At 63.3% G+C, this 16,571-nt stretch carries 15 protein-coding genes; 12 read left to right on the top strand and 3 right to left on the bottom strand.

Annotated features, from left to right (window positions below; genetic code table 11):
• Positions 1-44: 44 nt before the first annotated feature.
• From IPM06_02690 to IPM06_02700, 3 genes are read left to right on the top strand one after another with little or no spacing between them, the layout of a single operon-like run.
• Positions 45-527, top strand: coding sequence for a MarR family transcriptional regulator (locus tag IPM06_02690; protein MBK8769319.1), 483 nt, complete (start codon positions 45-47; stop codon positions 525-527).
• The gene (locus IPM06_02695) at positions 524-1,642 is read left to right on the top strand and encodes an HlyD family secretion protein (protein MBK8769320.1); all 1,119 of its coding nucleotides are present in this window, start codon (positions 524-526) and stop codon (positions 1,640-1,642) included. The genes IPM06_02690 and IPM06_02695 overlap by 4 nt, the downstream gene beginning before the upstream one ends.
• Positions 1,643-1,646: 4 nt before the next feature.
• The gene (locus tag IPM06_02700; GenBank protein MBK8769321.1) at positions 1,647-3,176 is read left to right on the top strand and encodes a DHA2 family efflux MFS transporter permease subunit; all 1,530 of its coding nucleotides are present in this window, start codon (positions 1,647-1,649) and stop codon (positions 3,174-3,176) included.
• Here IPM06_02700 and IPM06_02705 read toward each other — a convergent pair.
• Positions 3,166-5,628, bottom strand: coding sequence for a copper-translocating P-type ATPase (locus tag IPM06_02705; GenBank protein ID MBK8769322.1), 2,463 nt, complete (start codon positions 5,626-5,628; stop codon positions 3,166-3,168). The genes IPM06_02700 and IPM06_02705 overlap by 11 nt on opposite strands.
• Before the next feature lie 180 nt (positions 5,629-5,808).
• Here IPM06_02705 and IPM06_02710 point away from each other — a divergent pair, with 180 nt between their 5' ends.
• A complete protein-coding gene (locus tag IPM06_02710) occupies positions 5,809-6,009 on the top strand; it encodes a heavy-metal-associated domain-containing protein (GenBank protein ID MBK8769323.1) in 201 nt (66 codons plus the stop codon).
• Between the two features lie 12 nt (positions 6,010-6,021).
• Here the strand turns inward: IPM06_02710 and IPM06_02715 are convergent, their stop codons facing one another.
• Both IPM06_02715 and IPM06_02720 read right to left on the bottom strand, forming a co-directional pair.
• Entirely contained in the window at positions 6,022-6,453 is a 432-nt protein-coding gene (locus IPM06_02715; protein MBK8769324.1) for an RpiB/LacA/LacB family sugar-phosphate isomerase, read from the bottom strand.
• Between the two features lie 3 nt (positions 6,454-6,456).
• Complete coding sequence (locus tag IPM06_02720; GenBank protein ID MBK8769325.1) at positions 6,457-7,305, bottom strand: triose-phosphate isomerase; 849 nt, start codon at positions 7,303-7,305, stop codon at positions 6,457-6,459.
• Between the two features lie 103 nt (positions 7,306-7,408).
• On the opposite strand from IPM06_02720, the gene IPM06_02725 reads away from it, so the two are divergent.
• The 8 genes from IPM06_02725 (at position 7,409) to IPM06_02760 (ending at position 16,561) form a co-directional block, all read left to right on the top strand.
• On the top strand, positions 7,409-8,410 hold the full coding sequence (locus tag IPM06_02725) for a sugar-binding transcriptional regulator (protein MBK8769326.1): 1,002 nt from the start codon (positions 7,409-7,411) through the stop codon (positions 8,408-8,410).
• Positions 8,411-8,443: 33 nt separating this feature from the next.
• Complete coding sequence (locus tag IPM06_02730; GenBank protein MBK8769327.1) at positions 8,444-9,883, top strand: extracellular solute-binding protein; 1,440 nt, start codon at positions 8,444-8,446, stop codon at positions 9,881-9,883.
• Positions 9,884-9,975: 92 nt separating this feature from the next.
• A complete protein-coding gene (locus tag IPM06_02735) occupies positions 9,976-10,899 on the top strand; it encodes a sugar ABC transporter permease (GenBank protein MBK8769328.1) in 924 nt (307 codons plus the stop codon).
• 3 nt (positions 10,900-10,902) lie between these two features.
• Complete coding sequence (locus tag IPM06_02740; protein ID MBK8769329.1) at positions 10,903-11,760, top strand: carbohydrate ABC transporter permease; 858 nt, start codon at positions 10,903-10,905, stop codon at positions 11,758-11,760.
• Positions 11,757-12,824, top strand: coding sequence for an ABC transporter ATP-binding protein (locus IPM06_02745; GenBank protein MBK8769330.1), 1,068 nt, complete (start codon positions 11,757-11,759; stop codon positions 12,822-12,824). Before IPM06_02740 ends, IPM06_02745 begins: the two co-directional genes overlap by 4 nt.
• Positions 12,817-13,935: an ABC transporter ATP-binding protein gene (locus IPM06_02750; protein MBK8769331.1), complete on the top strand. Its 1,119-nt coding sequence runs from the start codon at positions 12,817-12,819 to the stop codon at positions 13,933-13,935. The genes IPM06_02745 and IPM06_02750 overlap by 8 nt, the downstream gene beginning before the upstream one ends.
• Positions 13,932-15,509, top strand: coding sequence for a carbohydrate kinase (locus IPM06_02755; protein ID MBK8769332.1), 1,578 nt, complete (start codon positions 13,932-13,934; stop codon positions 15,507-15,509). The genes IPM06_02750 and IPM06_02755 overlap by 4 nt, the downstream gene beginning before the upstream one ends.
• Positions 15,506-16,561 (top strand): 2-hydroxyacid dehydrogenase, encoded by a 1,056-nt coding sequence (locus tag IPM06_02760; protein ID MBK8769333.1) that lies wholly within the window; start codon positions 15,506-15,508, stop codon positions 16,559-16,561. Before IPM06_02755 ends, IPM06_02760 begins: the two co-directional genes overlap by 4 nt.
• Positions 16,562-16,571: the final 10 nt, after the last annotated feature.

Consider the following 16,571-nt stretch of genomic DNA (forward strand, 5'->3'; position numbering starts at 1 on the left):
ATCATGTCTTGAATTAATAATATACAGTGTATATTATATGCGGCATGAGCAAAATTGACCCACGCCGGGAGGCGGCCTTGCGCATTGTGGAGACATCACGGCTGCTGCGCAGTCTGGTGGAGCACCGCCTTCGTCCCTTCGGCATGTCGCGGGCCCAGTTCGTCTGCCTTTCCAAACTCGAGCGCCACGACGGCCTGGTGCAGACCGAATTGGCCGATATCCTGGAAGTGCAGCCCATCGCCATGGTGCGCCTCGCCGACCAGTTGGCAGCGGAAGGCCTGGTGGAGCGCAAGCAGGATGCACAGGATCGCCGCTGCAACCGGCTGCACATCACGGACAAGGGCCGCACCGCACTCGCAGCCATGGAAGATTTCAAGAGTGGACTGGGTCACGAGGTTTTCGAAGGCATCGCCAGCAGCGATGTGGAACGCCTCCTTTCCACACTCAACCACCTCCACAACAACGTGAAGACGATCCTCGCGGACGAAGCCGCATCAACCCGTTTGAAGAAAGTTGCCCAGTCATGAGCAGCACCGCTGAAACCACCATCACCGAGGGCGCCCCGCCACCGCGACGCAAACGCCGCTGGCTGCGCCTGTTCCTGCTTGCCGTCGTGCCTGCCGTTGCGGTGCTGATCGGCACCGAAATCTACCTGCGCGGTGGACGCTATATCTCGACCGACAATGCCTATGTGGGAGCGCAGAAGGTACTGGTGACGCCCGAAGTGAGCGGCACCGTGGATGCCATCAGCGTGGTGGAGGGCCAGGCCCTGAAGGCGGGCGACGTGCTCTTCTCGATTGATCGCAAGCCCTACGAGATTGCCCTGTCGCAGGCGGAAGCCGCCCTCGCCAAGGCCGACAACGATTTCCACACCACGGTCAATCGCATCCAGGCGCTGAAGACGCAGATCACGGTGGCGCAGGATACGCTGGTCCTTCGTGAAAACGAAGTGAAGCGCAAAGCCGACCTGCTGCGCAGCAAGGTTGCCTCGGTCACGGACGTGGAGAACAACCGCATCAACTTGCAGCAGTCGCGTTCCTCGCTGGAAGTGCTGCAGCAGCAGCTCCGCGAAACGCTGGCGCAATTGGGCGGCAATGAAAATGCTGAACTGACAACCTATGCCCCATGGCTCGCAGCCAAGGCGACGGTGGAGCAGGCCCAATGGAATCTCGCCCATACGGTTCTGAAGGCGCCGCTCGACGGCATCGCTACGCAGGTGAGCAATATCCAGCTCGGCCGCTTCCTCCCGGCCGGCACGACGGTCTTCGCGATCGTCAGTGAAACCGGCCTGTGGGTGGACGCGAACCCGAAGGAAACCGACATCACCTATCTCGCCAAGGGCTTGCCTGCCACCGTGACCGTTGATGCTTTCCCCAACCGCGCGCTGAGGGCGCATGTGGAAGCCATCAGCCCCGGCACCGGCGCGCAGTTCTCGCTCATCCCTGCCCAGAATGCCGCCGGCAACTGGGTGAAGGTGGTGCAACGCGTGCCCGTGCGGATCGTCTTCGATGAGAAGATCCCCGAGGGCGTGTTGCGCGCCGGCATGAGCGCCGATGTCGAGATCGACACCGGCCGCCAGCGCTCGCTCTCCACCTTGCTGGGCCTCGAAGCCTCGGCTGCGCCGGACCCGCTGGCGAACTGATACCATGACCATGGCAGCGCCCCTCGCCGCACCGCAGGCCGAGCCGCACCGCGGCTTCATCACGGTCTGTGTGATGCTGGCCACGATCATGCAGGCCCTCGACACGACGATTGCCAACGTGGCGCTGCCCTACATGCAGGGCTCGCTCTCCGTGACCTTCGACCAGGTGGCCTGGGTGCTGACCTCCTACATCGTGGCCGCCGCCATCATGACAGCACCCGTGGGCTGGCTCGCAGTGCGCTTCGGACGCAAGAACGTCTTCATCATCTGCACCGTGGGCTTCACGGCCGCCTCACTTCTCTGCGGTGTCGCGCAAGGCATCACCGACATGGTGCTGTACCGCATGTTGCAGGGTATCTTCGGCGCCGGCCTCGTGCCGCTGTCTCAAGCGGTGATGATGGACATCTTCCCGCCGGAAAAGCGCGGACAGGCCATGGCGATCTGGGGCATGGGCGTGATGCTGGGCCCGATCATGGGCCCGACCTTGGGCGGCTATCTCACCGAATATTATTCCTGGCGCTGGGTTTTCCTCATCAACCTGCCCTTCGGCATCGCCACCGTGGCGGGCCTCATGGCCTTCATGCCCGACACCAAACCCCGCGAGATGCGCTTCGACTGGTTCGGCTTCGTGATGCTGAGTCTCTTCATAGGCGCCCTGCAGCTGATGCTCGACCGCGGCGAAACCCTGGGCTGGTTTGAGTCAGGTGAAATCATCGCCGAGGCGGTGGTGGCAGGTGGCGCCGCCTACCTGTTCCTCGCCCACACGTTGACAGCCGAAAAACCATTCGTGCCACCTGCAATCTTCCGCGACTGGAATTTCACGCTGGGCGTGGTGTTCATGTTCATCGTCGGCGTACTCATCCTCGCCACCGTGGCACTGCTCACGCCCTTCCTGCAGAGTGTGATGGGCTACCCCGTGCTCTCGGCGGGCTTCCTGTTGGGCACGCGCGGCGTCGGCACCATGGTGTCGATGATGATCGTGGGCAGGCTCCTGCAATACATCGATGCCCGCATCCTGATCGCGCTCGGCATCGTGTTCTCCGTCATTTCGCTCTGGGTCATGTCCGGCATCTCGCCTGACATCTCGCAGTTCACCATCATCTGGACGAGCGTGCTGCAGGGCGTGGGCATGGGGTTGATCTTCGTGCCGCTGAACACGGTCGCCTTCGCAACGCTGCCCGTACAATACCGCACCGAAGGCGCCTCCATGTGGACGCTCATCCGCAACATGGGCAGTTCCATGGGCGTCTCCATCGTGATCGCGCAACTCACCAGCGGCACAACCCTGATGCACGCACGCCTGTCGGAATACCTGACGCCCTTCAGCCTCGGCTTCCAGCTCATGCCGAAGGGCGTAATGGATCCGGCGACCGACCAGGGCCGTGCCATGCTGGATGGACTGGTGACCGGACAGGCGCTCACCATTTCCTACCAGAACGACTTCCTGCTCATGACCTACATGAGCCTGCTGTGCCTGCCGCTGGTGCTGCTGTTCCGCAAGGACACCACGTCAGCCAAGACGGTCAGGCGTTGAAGCGCCTGAGCCGCAAGGCATTGCCCAGCACGAACACACTCGACATGGCCATGGCGCCCGCCGCCAGCATGGGCGAGAGCAGCGTTCCGGTGAACGGATAGAGCGCACCCGCCGCAACGGGGATGAGCACCACGTTGTAGGCGAAGGCCCAGAACAGGTTCTGCCGGATATTGCGCAGCGTCGCCCGCGACAGGCGGATGGCCCGCAGCACGCCGGTGAGATCGCCCGACATCAACACCACGTCGGCACTTTCGATGGCAACGTCCGTGCCCGTGCCGATGGCGATGCCGATATCCGCCGCCGCAAGGGCCGGCGCATCATTGATGCCGTCGCCCACGAAGGCCAGCGTGGCTCCGGGCTTGCGCAGGGCCTCCAGCGCTTTCACTTTTCCGTCGGGCAGCACATCGGCGACGATGTCATCGATACCGAGCATCCGGCCAATGGCCTGCGCCGTGCGGCGGTTGTCGCCCGTGATCAGCGCAACATGCAAGCCTTCCTGCTTGAGCGCCGCAATGACCTGGGCGGACTCGCGCTTGACGGGATCGGACACGGCGATGATTGCGGCGAGCTTGCCGTCAATTGCAGCATACAAGGGCGTCTTGCCTTCTGTTGCCAGCCGTTCGGCTGACGCGCCAAACACCGCAACGTCAACGCCAAGCCTTGCCATGTAGCGCGCCGCACCAACGGCAACCTCGCGACCCGCAACCTGCGCACGGGCGCCGAAACCTGGCACGGCTTCAAAGCCCGACACCGGAGGAACGGCGAGACCCTCGGCCTGTGCGGCGGCGGCGATGGCCTTTGCAATCGGGTGTTCCGATTGCGATTCAACTGACGCAACAAGAGGCAGCACCGTGCCACGGTCAAAACCGGCAGCGGCCTCCAGGTCTGTCAGGACGGGATGGCCCTGCGTGAGCGTTCCCGTCTTGTCGAAGGCGATCACATCTGCCGATTTCAGGGTCTGCAATGCCTCGCCCTTGCGGAACAACACGCCAAGCTCCGCCGCCCGCCCCGTGCCCACCATGATCGACGTCGGCGTCGCCAGTCCCATGGCGCAGGGGCAGGCGATGATGAGAACGGCGACGGCGTTGACGAGCGCGAAGGAGAGCGCGGGTGCGGGACCAAAGGTGAGCCACAGCACGAAGGTGACAAGGGCAGCCGCAACGACCGCCGGCACGAACCAGGCCGTCACTTCATCGACGATGCCCTGGATCGGCAGCTTGGACCCTTGCGCCGTTTCCACCATGCGGATGATCTGCGCCAGCAAGGTATCGGCCCCCACCTTGGTGGCACGATAGGTGAAGCTGCCGGTGGTGTTCATCGTGCCGCCGACGACAGCGCTGCCATCCTCCTTGGCGGCCGGGACCGGTTCGCCCGTCACCATGGATTCATCCACATAGGACGCACCTGCGATCACCACGCCATCCACCGGCAGGCGTTCGCCGGGGCGCACCTGGATCACATCTCCCGCGGCCACTTCGTCCAGCGGCATGTCAATGAAGACGCCGTCACGCTCCACCCGCGCCGATTTGGCCTGCAGTCCCACAAGCCGGCTGATCGCTTCACTGGTGCGGCCCTTGGCGCGCGCTTCCAGATAGCGCCCGAACAGGATCAGCGTGACGATGACAGCGGCCGCTTCATAATAGACATTGACGGTGCCCGCAGGCAGCAGCGACGGCATGAATGTCGCCACGGCGGAATAGGCCCAGGCCGCCGTGGCGCCGAGCACGACAAGCGAATTCATGTCAGGAGAGAGGCGCAGGATCGCGGGGATGCCCTTGCGGTAGAAGCGCAAACCCGGCCCGAACAGCACCACGGTCGTCAGCACGAAATAGACGGGATAGAGCCACCAGCGCTGGCCATGCAGCGCGTGATGCCAGGAATTGAATGCATGCGACCCCATCTCCAGCACAAAGAGCGGCAGCGTCAGCCCGGCTGAAATCAGGAGATCGCGCAGCAGGCGGTGGCGCTCGGCGTCCTTTGCATCCCGGCCCGCCGCTTCTGCCGCCGGCGTCCGTGCCAGCCGGTGCGTGCCGTAGCCCGCCTTGCGAATGGCGGCTTCGATGTCGGCCAGCCCCTTGCCGCCGGGCAACACCTGCACCGTCGCTCTTTCCGTCGCCAGATTGACGTTTGCGGAGATGACGCCGGGTGTTGCAGCGATGGCCTTTTCCACACGCCGCACGCAGGAGGCACAGGTCATGCCATCAACGCCGATCTCCAGGCTCTCGCTTGACGCGCCATAGCCTGCGCCGCGGATGGCCGCGAGAACGGCCTGCGCATCGGCCTGCTCCCCAAGGTCCACATCGACCCGTTCGGTGGCGAGATTGGCGGCCGCCTTGGCCACGCCGGGAACAGCCGCCACGGCCTTCTCCACGCGCCGCACGCAGGAGGCACAGGTCATGCCCTCCACCGGAATGCTGAGGTGGACGGCCGATGATTCTGGATCGCGCAACATGATTTTGTCTCTGTCTACTGTTCAGGTTGGTAAGCGATGTGGGGCTTCCAACGCTGGCAAGGTCAAGGGCCCAATGATACGGCCTGCGTCGCCAGCACCCCTGCCCCGCTCTTCCGCACCCGGACGGGTCAGCCTATATATATGCACATTCCCGCATATTGCACATACGGAGACAGTGAGATGATCAAGTTGAACGTGCCCGACATGTCCTGCGGACATTGTGTCGGCACCATCACGGAGGCGATCCACAAGGTTGATCCGGCGGCGACCGTGAAGACCGACCTCGCGGCAAAGACGGTGACGGTGGAAACGTCGCAACCGGTCTCGGCCATCGCCCGGGTGGTCGATGACGCAGGTTATCCCAACTCCCCGGCGGCCTGAGCCCCCGGAGGTTTAGGCGTCGAGCTTGTCCAATGCCTCGACATTGGCGGCGGATGCGCCCTTGGGATCGAAGCTGGACGAGAGCCACTTGTCGGCGATGTCCTTGGCCAGTTCGGCGCCAATGACGCGCGCACCCATGGTGATGATCTGGGCGTTGTTCGACGTGGCCGCCTTGCCGCCCGAGTAGGTATCGTGCGTCAGCGCCGCGCGAATGCCCGGCACCTTGTTGGCGGCGATGCACACGCCAATGCCCGTTCCGCAGCACAGGATCGCCCGGTCGAACTCGCCCGCCTTCACGCGCTTGGCAACTCCTGCCGCAAGGTCGGCATAGAAGCCGCCAGCGGTGAGGTTGCTCACCTCATATCCGCCCTTGGCCTTGAGATGGGCTTCGAGCGCATCGGCAAGGGGTTTGCCGGCGCTGTCACCGGCGAGTGCGATTTTCATGGGTCAGGCCTCCAATGAACGGGTCACAGATTCAAGAATGCCGAGGTAGCCGTGCGGCTCCCAGGCAGAGCGGCCGATGAACAGGCCGTCGATGCTGTCACGGCCCGCCAGCGCCACGCAATTCTGCGGATTGACGCTGCCGCCGTAGAGAATGGGAAGAGCTTCGCCGGCGATCTCCTTCGTGAGCGCCTTCAGGCGGCGGTGCTGGTCGGCGGCGAAATCAGGATCGGCGGGGATGCCGCCTTCGCCGATGGACCACACCGGCTCATAGGCAATCACCACATGGCCCAGCGCCTGCTTGCCCACATGCTTGAGGGCATAGCGCGTCTGCTTGGCCAGCACATCCGCCGTGGCGCCTGTCTCATATTCGCTGCGTGTGTCACCGATGCAGACGAGTGCGGTGAGGCCGTGCGCAAGGCACGCCTTGACCTTCAGGCCCACGGCTTCGTCGGTCTCGTTGAAGAACGTCCGGCGTTCACTGTGGCCGAGTTCCACCAGTGTGGCACCACAGTCCTTCACCATCAGGGGCGAGACCTCGCCGGTCCATGCGCCCTTGTCGTCCCAATGCATGTTCTGCGCACCAACCTTGACGCGCGTTCCCTTCAGCAGGTCTGCGACTTCGGCGATGTAGGGAAACGGCGGCACGATGAACGGCTGCACCGCCGCCGATTGCGCCAGTGGCGATGATTTGAGGATTTCGGCGTAGCTGAGCGCATCCGCGCGCAGCTTGTTCATTTTCCAGCTTGTGCCGATCCACGGAACCTTGCGCGCCACGACCTTTCGTCTCCCATTGATAATGTACAGCAAAACACAAAATGCGGCGGCTGCACAACACGGCGGAAGGCCCTGCATGTGCAGCGCAGCATCTTTTTCAGTTGACTCCAAGGCTAGTCTGAAAAATATTGCACCTCAAGAAAAATAATTCACAACCGAAATGGGAGTGCGCTTGAACCAGATGCCGCCAGCCGTGCAGGTGGACGAGGAGGCCGCGTTGGCCGCTCGTGCGGCATGGCTGCATTTTGCCGGCGGCAAGACGCAGGGCGAAGTGGCCGAGCTGCTGGGCGTGCAATCCACCAAGGCCCATCGCCTGATTGCCCGCGCCCGCAACGATGGATTGATCCGCGTCATTGTCGAAGGCCCCATTGCCGGCTGCATCGAACTGGAAGAGCGCCTGAAGGCCATGCACGGCCTTGGTCATTGCGAGGTGGTGCCGAACATCGATGAAGGTGGGCTGCCGTTGCGCACCCTCGGCATCGCGGGCGCCCGCTACATCCGCAACCTGATTGAAAGCCGCCGCCATGACCTGATCGGCTTCGGCCATGGCCGGACCCTCGCCGCGGCCATCGACCTGATGGCCAGCGTGGATGGCAAGGGCACCAGATTCGTCTCGCTCCTCGGCGGCCTGACGCGCCGCTTTGCCGCCAGCCCCTTCGACGTTATCCACAAGCTCGCCGAGCGCACCAGCGCCGAAGCCTACGTGATGCCCGTGCCCTTCTTCGCCAACTCGGCGAAGGACCGCCAGGTGCTGGAAGCCCAGTATGGCGTCTCGGATGTGATCGCCATGGCCAAGCAGGCGCAGCTTTACATCGCCGGCATCGGCGAAGTGACACGCGCCAGCTTCATCGCCTCCGCCGGCATGCTGGACGAAGACGACGTGGACGAAGTCATGAAGACCGGCGCTGCCGCCGAAATCCTCGGCCAGTTCTTTGCCGCCGACGGCACGCATCTGCCCAACAGCGTCGCCGACCGCGCGCTTGCGCCCCGCCTCGCCGACCTCAAGTCCCACGCCATTGTCGCCCTTGCGGGTGGCACCACGAAAACTCAGGCCATCCGATCGATTCTCGCGAGCGGACTCCTTTTCGGCCTGATCACCGACGAGGCGACCGCGCGCCGCCTCGTTGCCGCCAAACCGGGTCGCCAGCCCGGCAAGAAGAACGGAAAATCCGCACCGGGCTAACCCAAGACGAGTACATCAACGGAGGATCTGAGAATGTACGACAAGGAAAAGGGACTGTTTGAAGCCTTCGTGGCCGGCAAGATGAGCCGCCGCGAACTTCTGCAGGCAACCGGCAAGCTCGGCCTTTCGGCCACGGCTTCCGGCCTGCTCATCAACCAGGCGCAGACCCGCGCCATGGCTGCCGATTTCGACTGGATGAAGTACAAGGGCACCAAGCTCAAGCTGCTGCTCAACAAGCATCCTTATGCCGACGCCATGATCGCCGACATCGAGAACTTCAAGACGATGACCGGCATGGACATCTCCTGGGACATCTTCCCGGAAGACGTCTACTTCGACAAGGTGACGGCAGCGCTGTCCTCCGGCTCGGGTGAATACGACGCCTTCATGACCGGCGCCTACATGACCTGGACCTACGGCCCCGCCGGCTGGATCGACGACCTCAACGAGTACATCAAGGACCCGGCCAAGACGAACCCCAACTTCAATTGGGAAGACGTGTTGCCGGGCCTGCGCGCCTCCACCTCGTGGAACGGCGTTCCCGGTGGCGAACTGGGTTCCGCCGACGCCAAGCAGTGGTGCATGCCCTGGGGCTATGAGCTCAACAACATCTCCTACAACAAGAAGATGTTCGACAAGGTGGGCGTGCAGCCGCCGAAGAACATCGACGAGATGGTGGCGACCTCGGCCAAGCTCACCAAGGACTTGGGCGGACCGTACGGCATCGGCGTGCGCGGCTCGCGCTCCTGGGCCTCGATCCACCCGGGCTTCCTCTCGGGCTATGCCAACTTCGGTGAGAAGGACTTCAACGTCACCGACGGCAAGCTGAAGGCCGCCATGAATTCGGCGGGCTCCAAGGACTACCACAAGAAGTGGGTGCAGATGATCCAGGAGTCCGGTCCGAAGGATTGGGCGAACTACACCTGGTATCAGGTCGGTACCGACCTCGGCGCCGGCGCCTCCGCCATGATCTTCGATGCCGACATTCTCGGCTACTTCATGAACGGCGGCGACAACAAGGAAGCGGGCAACCTGGGCTATGCGCCGTTCGCGGCCAACCCGGCCGCCACGGCACCGACGCCGAACGTGTGGATCTGGTCGCTCGCCATGGCCTCGGCCGGCAAGCAGAAGGATGCCACGTGGTACTTCCTGCAATGGGCCACCTCCGTCGAGCACGACCTGTTCGGCGCCCGCAAGATGGACTTCGTCAACCCGGTCCGCGCCTCCGTCTGGAAGGACGAGGAATTCCGCAACCGCATCGACAAGTCCTATCCGGGCTACCTGAACCAGCATGACGTCTCGGCACCGGGCGCGAAGATCTACTTCACCGCCCAGCCGCTGTTCTTCGACCTCACAACGCTGTGGTCGGAAAACCTGCAGAAGATGGTCGCCAAGGAAATCCCGGTCGATGAAGGCCTGGACAAGATGGCGGCCGAAATGGACGCGAAACTGGCAGAAGCCGGCCTCGGCTGATCCAGCATACGACGTGCGGGGCCGCTTTCCTCCCTGGGGCGGCCCCGTTCCTGCCTTTGACTCTCACCCGCGTGATGGGAAAGACTGGGTTCATGACCTCGACCGTCCAGCCAACCGCCCCCGCAAGGCAAAGCCGCTTTGCCCGCAAGGCCCTGCCTTACCTGCTCAGCCTGCCGGCGCTCCTGATGTGCATCGGCATCCTCATCCCGTTCCTCACGGCGGTCTATTATTCGCTGCTGCGCTACCGCCTGAACCTGCCCGCCATGAAGGGCTTCATCTGGTTCCAGAACTACATCAACTTCTTCACGGACCCCAAATTCTGGAACACCCTGAAGATTTCGCTGGTCTATGCGGGGCTCACAGTCGGCCTGGAATTGCTGCTGGGACTGGCGATCGCGCTCCTCCTGCAGAAGCGCTCGCGCCTCAACAATTTCCTTTCCATTCTCCTCCTGCTTCCCCTGATGACGGCGCCAGCACTGGCAGCCCTGATGTGGAAGCTGATGACCAACCCGAATTTCGGCATTCTCAGCTACTTCGTCTCGCTGCTCGGTTTCCCCGACATGAAATGGGGCTCGGACCCGGCGACGGCCCTCTTCACCGTCACGCTGGTGGACGTGTGGGTCTATACGCCCTTCATGATGATCCTGCTGCTCGCAGGCCTGCGCTCATTGCCGCCTGCGCCATTTGAAGCCGCAGCGCTGGATGGCGTGCCGCGAAGCTTCGTGTTCTTCCGCATCACGCTCCCCATGCTGATGCCCTACATCCTCACGGCGACGCTGTTCCGGCTGCTCGACTCCATCCAGCAGTTCGACATCATCTACGCCATGACTCAGGGCGGACCCGGCGACAAGCTGCTGGTCTTCCAGGTGCAGGCCTACCTCGACTTCTTCCAGTCCACCAATGTGGGCCGCTCCGCCGCCCTCATGATCATCCTCTGGGCCATCACCTATGCCCTCTCCAACGTCTTCATCAAGCAGTGGCTGAAACTGCGCGAGAAAGCACACGGGAACGCCTGAGCCATGGACCACACTTCAACACTCGAAAAACTGATCCGCGGCGTGCTCATCACGCTGGTCGTGATCTTCTTCATGTTCCCTATCGTCTGGATCGTCCTCATGAGCTTCCAGACGAATGAATCGATCCTGCGCATTCCCCCTTCGGTGGTGTTCACCCCCACCTTCGAGAACTACATCGCGCTCGTCACAGGGCAGATGAAAACGGCGGCCGGTTCCCTTGAACTGAACTTCATGCAGAACCTGTGGAATTCCGTGCTCCTGTCTTCAGCGTCGGTGGTGATCGCGCTGATCCTCGGCGTTCCCGCTGCCTATGCCTTCGCCCGCTTCAAGTTCCGCCTCGGCGAGGACATCGCCTTCACGCTGCTCTCGTTCCGCTTTGCCCCACCGCTTCTGGTGCTGCTGCCGCTGTCGCTCTATTTCAAGACGCTCGGACTCACCAATACTTACGTCGGTCTGATCTGGGTCTACCAGTTGATCTGCCTGCCGCTGATCCTGTGGATCGTGCGTGGCTACTTCGAAGACCTGTCGCCCGACATTGAACACGCCCACCGCATCGCGGGCTATAGCTGGTTCCAGACATTCCGGAAGATTTCCATTCCGCTGGCCTTGCCCGGCATTGCTGCGGCGGGCCTGCTGGCCTTCATCTTCGCCTGGAACAACTTCGTCTTCGCCCTCGTGCTCGCCTCCGCCGACAAGCAGCCGGTGACCGTGGGCGCGCTCGCCTTCGTCACCGCTTCCGGCATCCAGTACGGCCAGATTGCAGCGGCCATCATCTTCTCCATCGTCCCCACCTTCGTGCTTGCGATGTTTGCCCAGCGCTACCTCGTGGAAGGCCTTTCCCTCGGAGCCGTCAAAGGATGAGCCAGCTCTCCCTCAAATCACTGTCGAAATCATTCGGCACCTTCACCGTCTTCGACAAACTCGACCTCGACGCCGAGACGGGCGAGATCGTGGTCATTTTCGGCGGCTCGGGCACGGGCAAGACCATCCTGCTCCGCCTCATCGCCGGCGTGGAGGAACCCACGGCCGGGACCATCTCCATCGCCGGAGAAGACGCCGCCGACATTGCGCCTGAACACCGGGGCGTGGGCATGGCCTTCCAGAATTTCGCGCTCTTCCCGCACATGTCCGCGGCGGAAAACATCGCCAGCCCCTTGCGCGCCATGCATGCGACCGAAGACAAGGTGGCGGCAGGGGTCGCCAAGGCCGCGAAGCTCCTCAAGATCGATCACGTTCTCGGCCATGCGCCGCGCGAACTGTCGAACGGGCAGAAGCAGCGCACTGCACTGGCCCGCGCGCTCGCCGCCGAACCCCGCATCCTCCTGCTTGATGATCCGCTGCGCAACGTCGATGCCAAGCTGCGCTTCGAGATGCGATTGGAATTGCCGCGCCTGTTGCGCCAGTCCGGCGCCACGGTCCTCTATGTGACACAGGACTACAAGGAAGCGATGGCGCTGGCTGACCGGATCGCCGTGCTGGCCGGCGGCAAGTTCGTGCAGATCGCCACGCCCGAAGACATCTACCTGCGCCCGGCGACACTGGGCGTGGCGCGCCTCTTCGGCGATCCCTCCATCAATACGCTGGACACGGCAATTGCCACAGACGGCGCATCGGTCAATGTTGCAGGGAAACCCCTCTCCATCGCCAGAGACTACAAAGGCCATGCCGGAAAGCCCGTGACCTTCGGTGTGCGGCCCGAGGCCGTGTCCCTGGCGGCGTCTGGCATAACAGCCGAAGTGATGGCCGTGACGCCGCTCAACGAGCGCGTGGTGCTGCTCCTGACGGCGGAAGGCGGATGGGAACTGCTGGCATCACTGCCCTCCACCGCCAAGGTGCCAGAGCCCGGGAGTACCGTCCATCTCGCCTTCGCCGCCGAGGGCTCCCATCTCTTTGACAAGGCAACGGGAGAACGTCTCCATGGCTGAGCTCGTTCTCAACGCGGTGGACAAGATCTACCGCACCAAGAAGAAGGCCGTGCATGCCGTGAAGGACTTCAATCTCACGGTGAAGTCCGGTGAGATCGTTGCCCTGCTCGGTTCATCGGGTTGCGGCAAGACCTCGACGCTCCGCATGATCGCCGGCTTCGAGGATGTCTCGAACGGCACGATCACGCTCGGCGGAAAACCCATCCACACGCTGCCACCCTCGCAGCGCGGCGTCGCCATGGCCTTCGAGGCCTATTCGCTCTACCCGCCGCTGACCATCGGCGACAACATCGCCTTCGCCCTGAAGGCCGCGAAGATGCCCGCCGCCCAGCAGCAGGCCCGCGTCAAGGCCATGGCCGAGATGCTGGAGATCGACGGCATCCTGAACAAGTATCCGTCCAGCGTGTCCGGCGGCCAGCAGCAGCGCGCCAGCCTGGGCCGCGCCCTCGTGCGCCAGGCGGGACTCTATCTGCTCGACGAGCCCATGGGACAACTGGAGCCGCAATTGCGCGCCGTCCTGCGCGGGCGCATCAAGCATTATCTCCGCGAACACACCTGCACCACCATCCTCGTCACCCACGACCAGACGGAAGCCAATGCGCTGGCCGACCGCATCGCCGTGATGGAAGGCGGCGTGCTTCAGCAATTCGCCTCCCCAGCCGAACTGAAGGCAAGGCCCGCGAACCTTTTCACCGGCACCTTCATCGGCGAGCCGCCCATGAACATCTTCGACGCCACCGTTGAGAGCAATGCCAAGACGGTCACGTTCCATGTGGATGGTGGCACGGTGCTCAGCTATCCCGCGTCCGAATTTTCGGCGGCCCTTCTGAAGCAACTCTCACAAAATCCCAAGGTGACACTTGGCATCCGCCCCTACGCGCTGCATGCGGGCAAGGGTCCGATCACCGGCAAGGTTGTCTCCTGCCAGTGGCTGGGCGACCAGACCCATGTGGCGATTGAAGTGGGTGGGCGCACCGTCGTTTCCGTGGCGCACGAGCGCATCCGCGAAAAGCCGGGCAGCGACCTGTCGCTCTCCGTGGCCTCCGGCGATCTTCATATCTTCAACCGCGACAGTCAGTCCGCCGTTGCCCACGGAGGCGTTCTGGCATGAAGGAGCCTGTGCTGATCGGAATTGATGCCGGCACCTCCGTCATCAAGTCGGTGGCCTTTACCACCGACGGCCGGCAGTTGGCCGCGGCGGCCATTCCCAATGCCTACCAGACGCTGGCCGATGGCGGCGCCGAACAGGACATGGCCCGCACCTGGACTGATGCCGCCAGGACCCTGAAGCAGCTCACCGAGGTCATTCCCGATCTGGCGGAACGGCTTGTCGCCATCTCCGTCACCGGACAAGGCGATGGCATCTGGCTGATTGATGCAAAGGGCGAGCCCGTTGCACCCGCTTGGCTCTGGCTGGATGCCCGCGCCACCAAAGAGGTGGAGGAGTTCACCACAACGCCGGACTACGACGCCCACTATGCCCGCACCGGTACAGGCGTGAACGCCTGCCAGATGAGCGTGCAACTGGCGTGGATGAGCCGTCATCGCGCCTCCGTGCTCGAAACCGCCACGCACTGCCTGCACTGCAAGGACTGGATCTATTTCAAGCTCACGGGCGAGCGCTGCACCGACCTTTCGGAAGGCAACTTCACCTTCGGCAACTACGCCACCCACGCCTATCAGCTCGACATCATGGACAAGCTCGGCGTCAGCCATCTGAAGCGCCTGGTGCCGCCCATGGTCGATGGCACCAAGGTCAGTCACGGGCTCAGCGCCGAGGCGGCCCGCCTCACCGGGCTGCGCGCCGGAACACCCATCTGCCTCGGCTATGTGGATGTGCTGTGCACCGGACTGGGCGGCGGACTCTACGATCCCAGTGGCCAGACGGGCTGTACCATCGTTGGCTCCACGGGCATGCACATGCGCCTGCAGCCCGATGTCCGCAAGGTGAAGCTGAATGCCGAAAAGTCCGGCTACACCATGGTGTTCCCCGCCCCCGGCATGGTGGCGCAGATCCAGTCCAACATGGCCTCCACGCTCAACATCGACTGGCTGCTCGACCTGGGGCGCGGCCTGCTGCACGAACACGGCATCACCAAATCGCGCGGCGACCTGCTGAAGGGCATGGACGCGCAAGTGCTGGCGCGAAACCCCGCTGCCCTCCTGTACCACCCCTACATCTCCAAGGCCGGTGAGCGCGGACCATTCCTCGAACCCGCTGCCCGCGCCATGTTCAATGGTCTCGACACGACCTCGGACTATTTCGGCATGATGCGCGCCGTGTTTGAAGGGCTGGGGTATGCCGCCCGCGATTGTTATTCCGCCATGGGCCCGGTGCCCGGTGAAATCCGCATCACCGGCGGCGCGGCACGATCCACCGCCATGCGCAAGATTCTCGCCAGCATCCTCAAGTCCCGCATCCGCAGCGCCACCCGTGAGGAAGCGGGCGCTGCAGGTGCCGCCATGATTGCCGCCGTGCAGCAGAAACTCTATCCCGGCATGACCGAAGCCGCCGCCGTCTGGGTTGAACCCCATCTCACGGCCACGACCGACCCGGAACAGGCCTGGAGCAAACCCTACGACGCAGCCTTTGAAGCCTATGTCGACGCCCGCAAAGCCATGCGCCCTGTGTGGCGTGGCCTCGCTGCGGCACGGCGCATGGGCACTGATGGAACCCACACATGACAAAACCAGCGCCCCGCAAGATTGCCGTGATCGGCGACCGCTTCATGCTCTCCTCCATGTTCGTGGATGCGCTGCATGAGCATTGCAAGCTCACCGATCTCGACATTTCCACCCACGACCTCCCCTGGCCCGACCAGCCCATGGAACACGGCTACGAAGTGAAGGGCATGGATGGCCTCAAGGAATACATGGGCTCGGCCGACGAGGTGGTGAAGCTCACCGGCGATGCCGAAATCCTTGTCACCCACCTCGCGCCACTCTCGGCCTCCATCATGGAGCGACTGCCGAATTTGAAGTTCGTGGCCGTGTCGCGGGGCGGTCCCGTCAACATCGACATGAAAGCGGCACGCGAACGCGGCATCACCGTCGTCAATACGCCCGGCCGCAACGCCTCCGCCGTGGCCGAATTCACCATCGGCGCCATCCTCGCCGAGACCCGTAACATCACCCGCGGCCACGAGGGCCTGCGCCGTGGTGAATACCGGGGCGAACTCTACCGCGCCGATGTCACGGGCCGCGAACTCTCAGAGATGACAGTCGGCCTTGTCGGCTACGGCGAAGTGGGCCGCCGCGTGGTGAAATTCCTCAAGGCCTTCGGTTGCCGCATTCTGGTGAGTGACCCTTACGTACAGCTTTCCGCCGACGACCTGCGCGATGGCGTGATCCAGTGTTCTTTTGACCGCATCGTGGAAGAATCCGACGTGCTGTCGCTGCATCCGCGCGTGACGCCTGAAACCACGCGCATGATGAATGCCGAGACCCTGCGCCGCATGAAGAAGGATGCCACGCTGGTGAACACGGCGCGAGGTCCCCTCATGGATTATGATGCGCTCTACGAGGTCATGAAATCCGGCCATCTCCGGGGCGCCATGCTTGAGACATTCTCGGTGGAGCCGGTGCCTCCGGATTCGCCTCTGCTGCAATTGCCCAATGTGACACTGACACCGCATATTGCCGGTGCGTCAGTGAAGACAGTGCGCTATGCCGCAGGCCTCGCAGCCGAGGAAGTACGCCGCTATTTCGCCGGCGAGGGGCCGCTGAACCGCTGCTGATGGAGTCATC

Source organism: Hyphomicrobiales bacterium (assembly GCA_016710435.1).
GTDB lineage: Bacteria > Pseudomonadota > Alphaproteobacteria > Rhizobiales > Aestuariivirgaceae > Aestuariivirga.

What these genes read in the sequence shown, in the direction of transcription:
- IPM06_02690 (MBK8769319.1), top strand. Translation starts at nt 45, where the DNA reads ATGAGCAAAATTGACCCACGCCGGGAGGCGGCCTTGCGCATTGTGGAG.
- IPM06_02695 (MBK8769320.1), top strand. Translation starts at nt 524, where the DNA reads ATGAGCAGCACCGCTGAAACCACCATCACCGAGGGCGCCCCGCCACCG.
- IPM06_02700 (MBK8769321.1), top strand. Translation starts at nt 1,647, where the DNA reads ATGACCATGGCAGCGCCCCTCGCCGCACCGCAGGCCGAGCCGCACCGC.
- IPM06_02705 (MBK8769322.1), bottom strand. Translation starts at nt 5,628, where the DNA reads ATGTTGCGCGATCCAGAATCATCGGCCGTCCACCTCAGCATTCCGGTG.
- IPM06_02710 (MBK8769323.1), top strand. Translation starts at nt 5,809, where the DNA reads ATGATCAAGTTGAACGTGCCCGACATGTCCTGCGGACATTGTGTCGGC.
- IPM06_02715 (MBK8769324.1), bottom strand. Translation starts at nt 6,453, where the DNA reads ATGAAAATCGCACTCGCCGGTGACAGCGCCGGCAAACCCCTTGCCGAT.
- IPM06_02720 (MBK8769325.1), bottom strand. Translation starts at nt 7,305, where the DNA reads ATGCAGGGCCTTCCGCCGTGTTGTGCAGCCGCCGCATTTTGTGTTTTG.
- IPM06_02725 (MBK8769326.1), top strand. Translation starts at nt 7,409, where the DNA reads ATGCCGCCAGCCGTGCAGGTGGACGAGGAGGCCGCGTTGGCCGCTCGT.
- IPM06_02730 (MBK8769327.1), top strand. Translation starts at nt 8,444, where the DNA reads ATGTACGACAAGGAAAAGGGACTGTTTGAAGCCTTCGTGGCCGGCAAG.
- IPM06_02735 (MBK8769328.1), top strand. Translation starts at nt 9,976, where the DNA reads ATGACCTCGACCGTCCAGCCAACCGCCCCCGCAAGGCAAAGCCGCTTT.
- IPM06_02740 (MBK8769329.1), top strand. Translation starts at nt 10,903, where the DNA reads ATGGACCACACTTCAACACTCGAAAAACTGATCCGCGGCGTGCTCATC.
- IPM06_02745 (MBK8769330.1), top strand. Translation starts at nt 11,757, where the DNA reads ATGAGCCAGCTCTCCCTCAAATCACTGTCGAAATCATTCGGCACCTTC.
- IPM06_02750 (MBK8769331.1), top strand. Translation starts at nt 12,817, where the DNA reads ATGGCTGAGCTCGTTCTCAACGCGGTGGACAAGATCTACCGCACCAAG.
- IPM06_02755 (MBK8769332.1), top strand. Translation starts at nt 13,932, where the DNA reads ATGAAGGAGCCTGTGCTGATCGGAATTGATGCCGGCACCTCCGTCATC.
- IPM06_02760 (MBK8769333.1), top strand. Translation starts at nt 15,506, where the DNA reads ATGACAAAACCAGCGCCCCGCAAGATTGCCGTGATCGGCGACCGCTTC.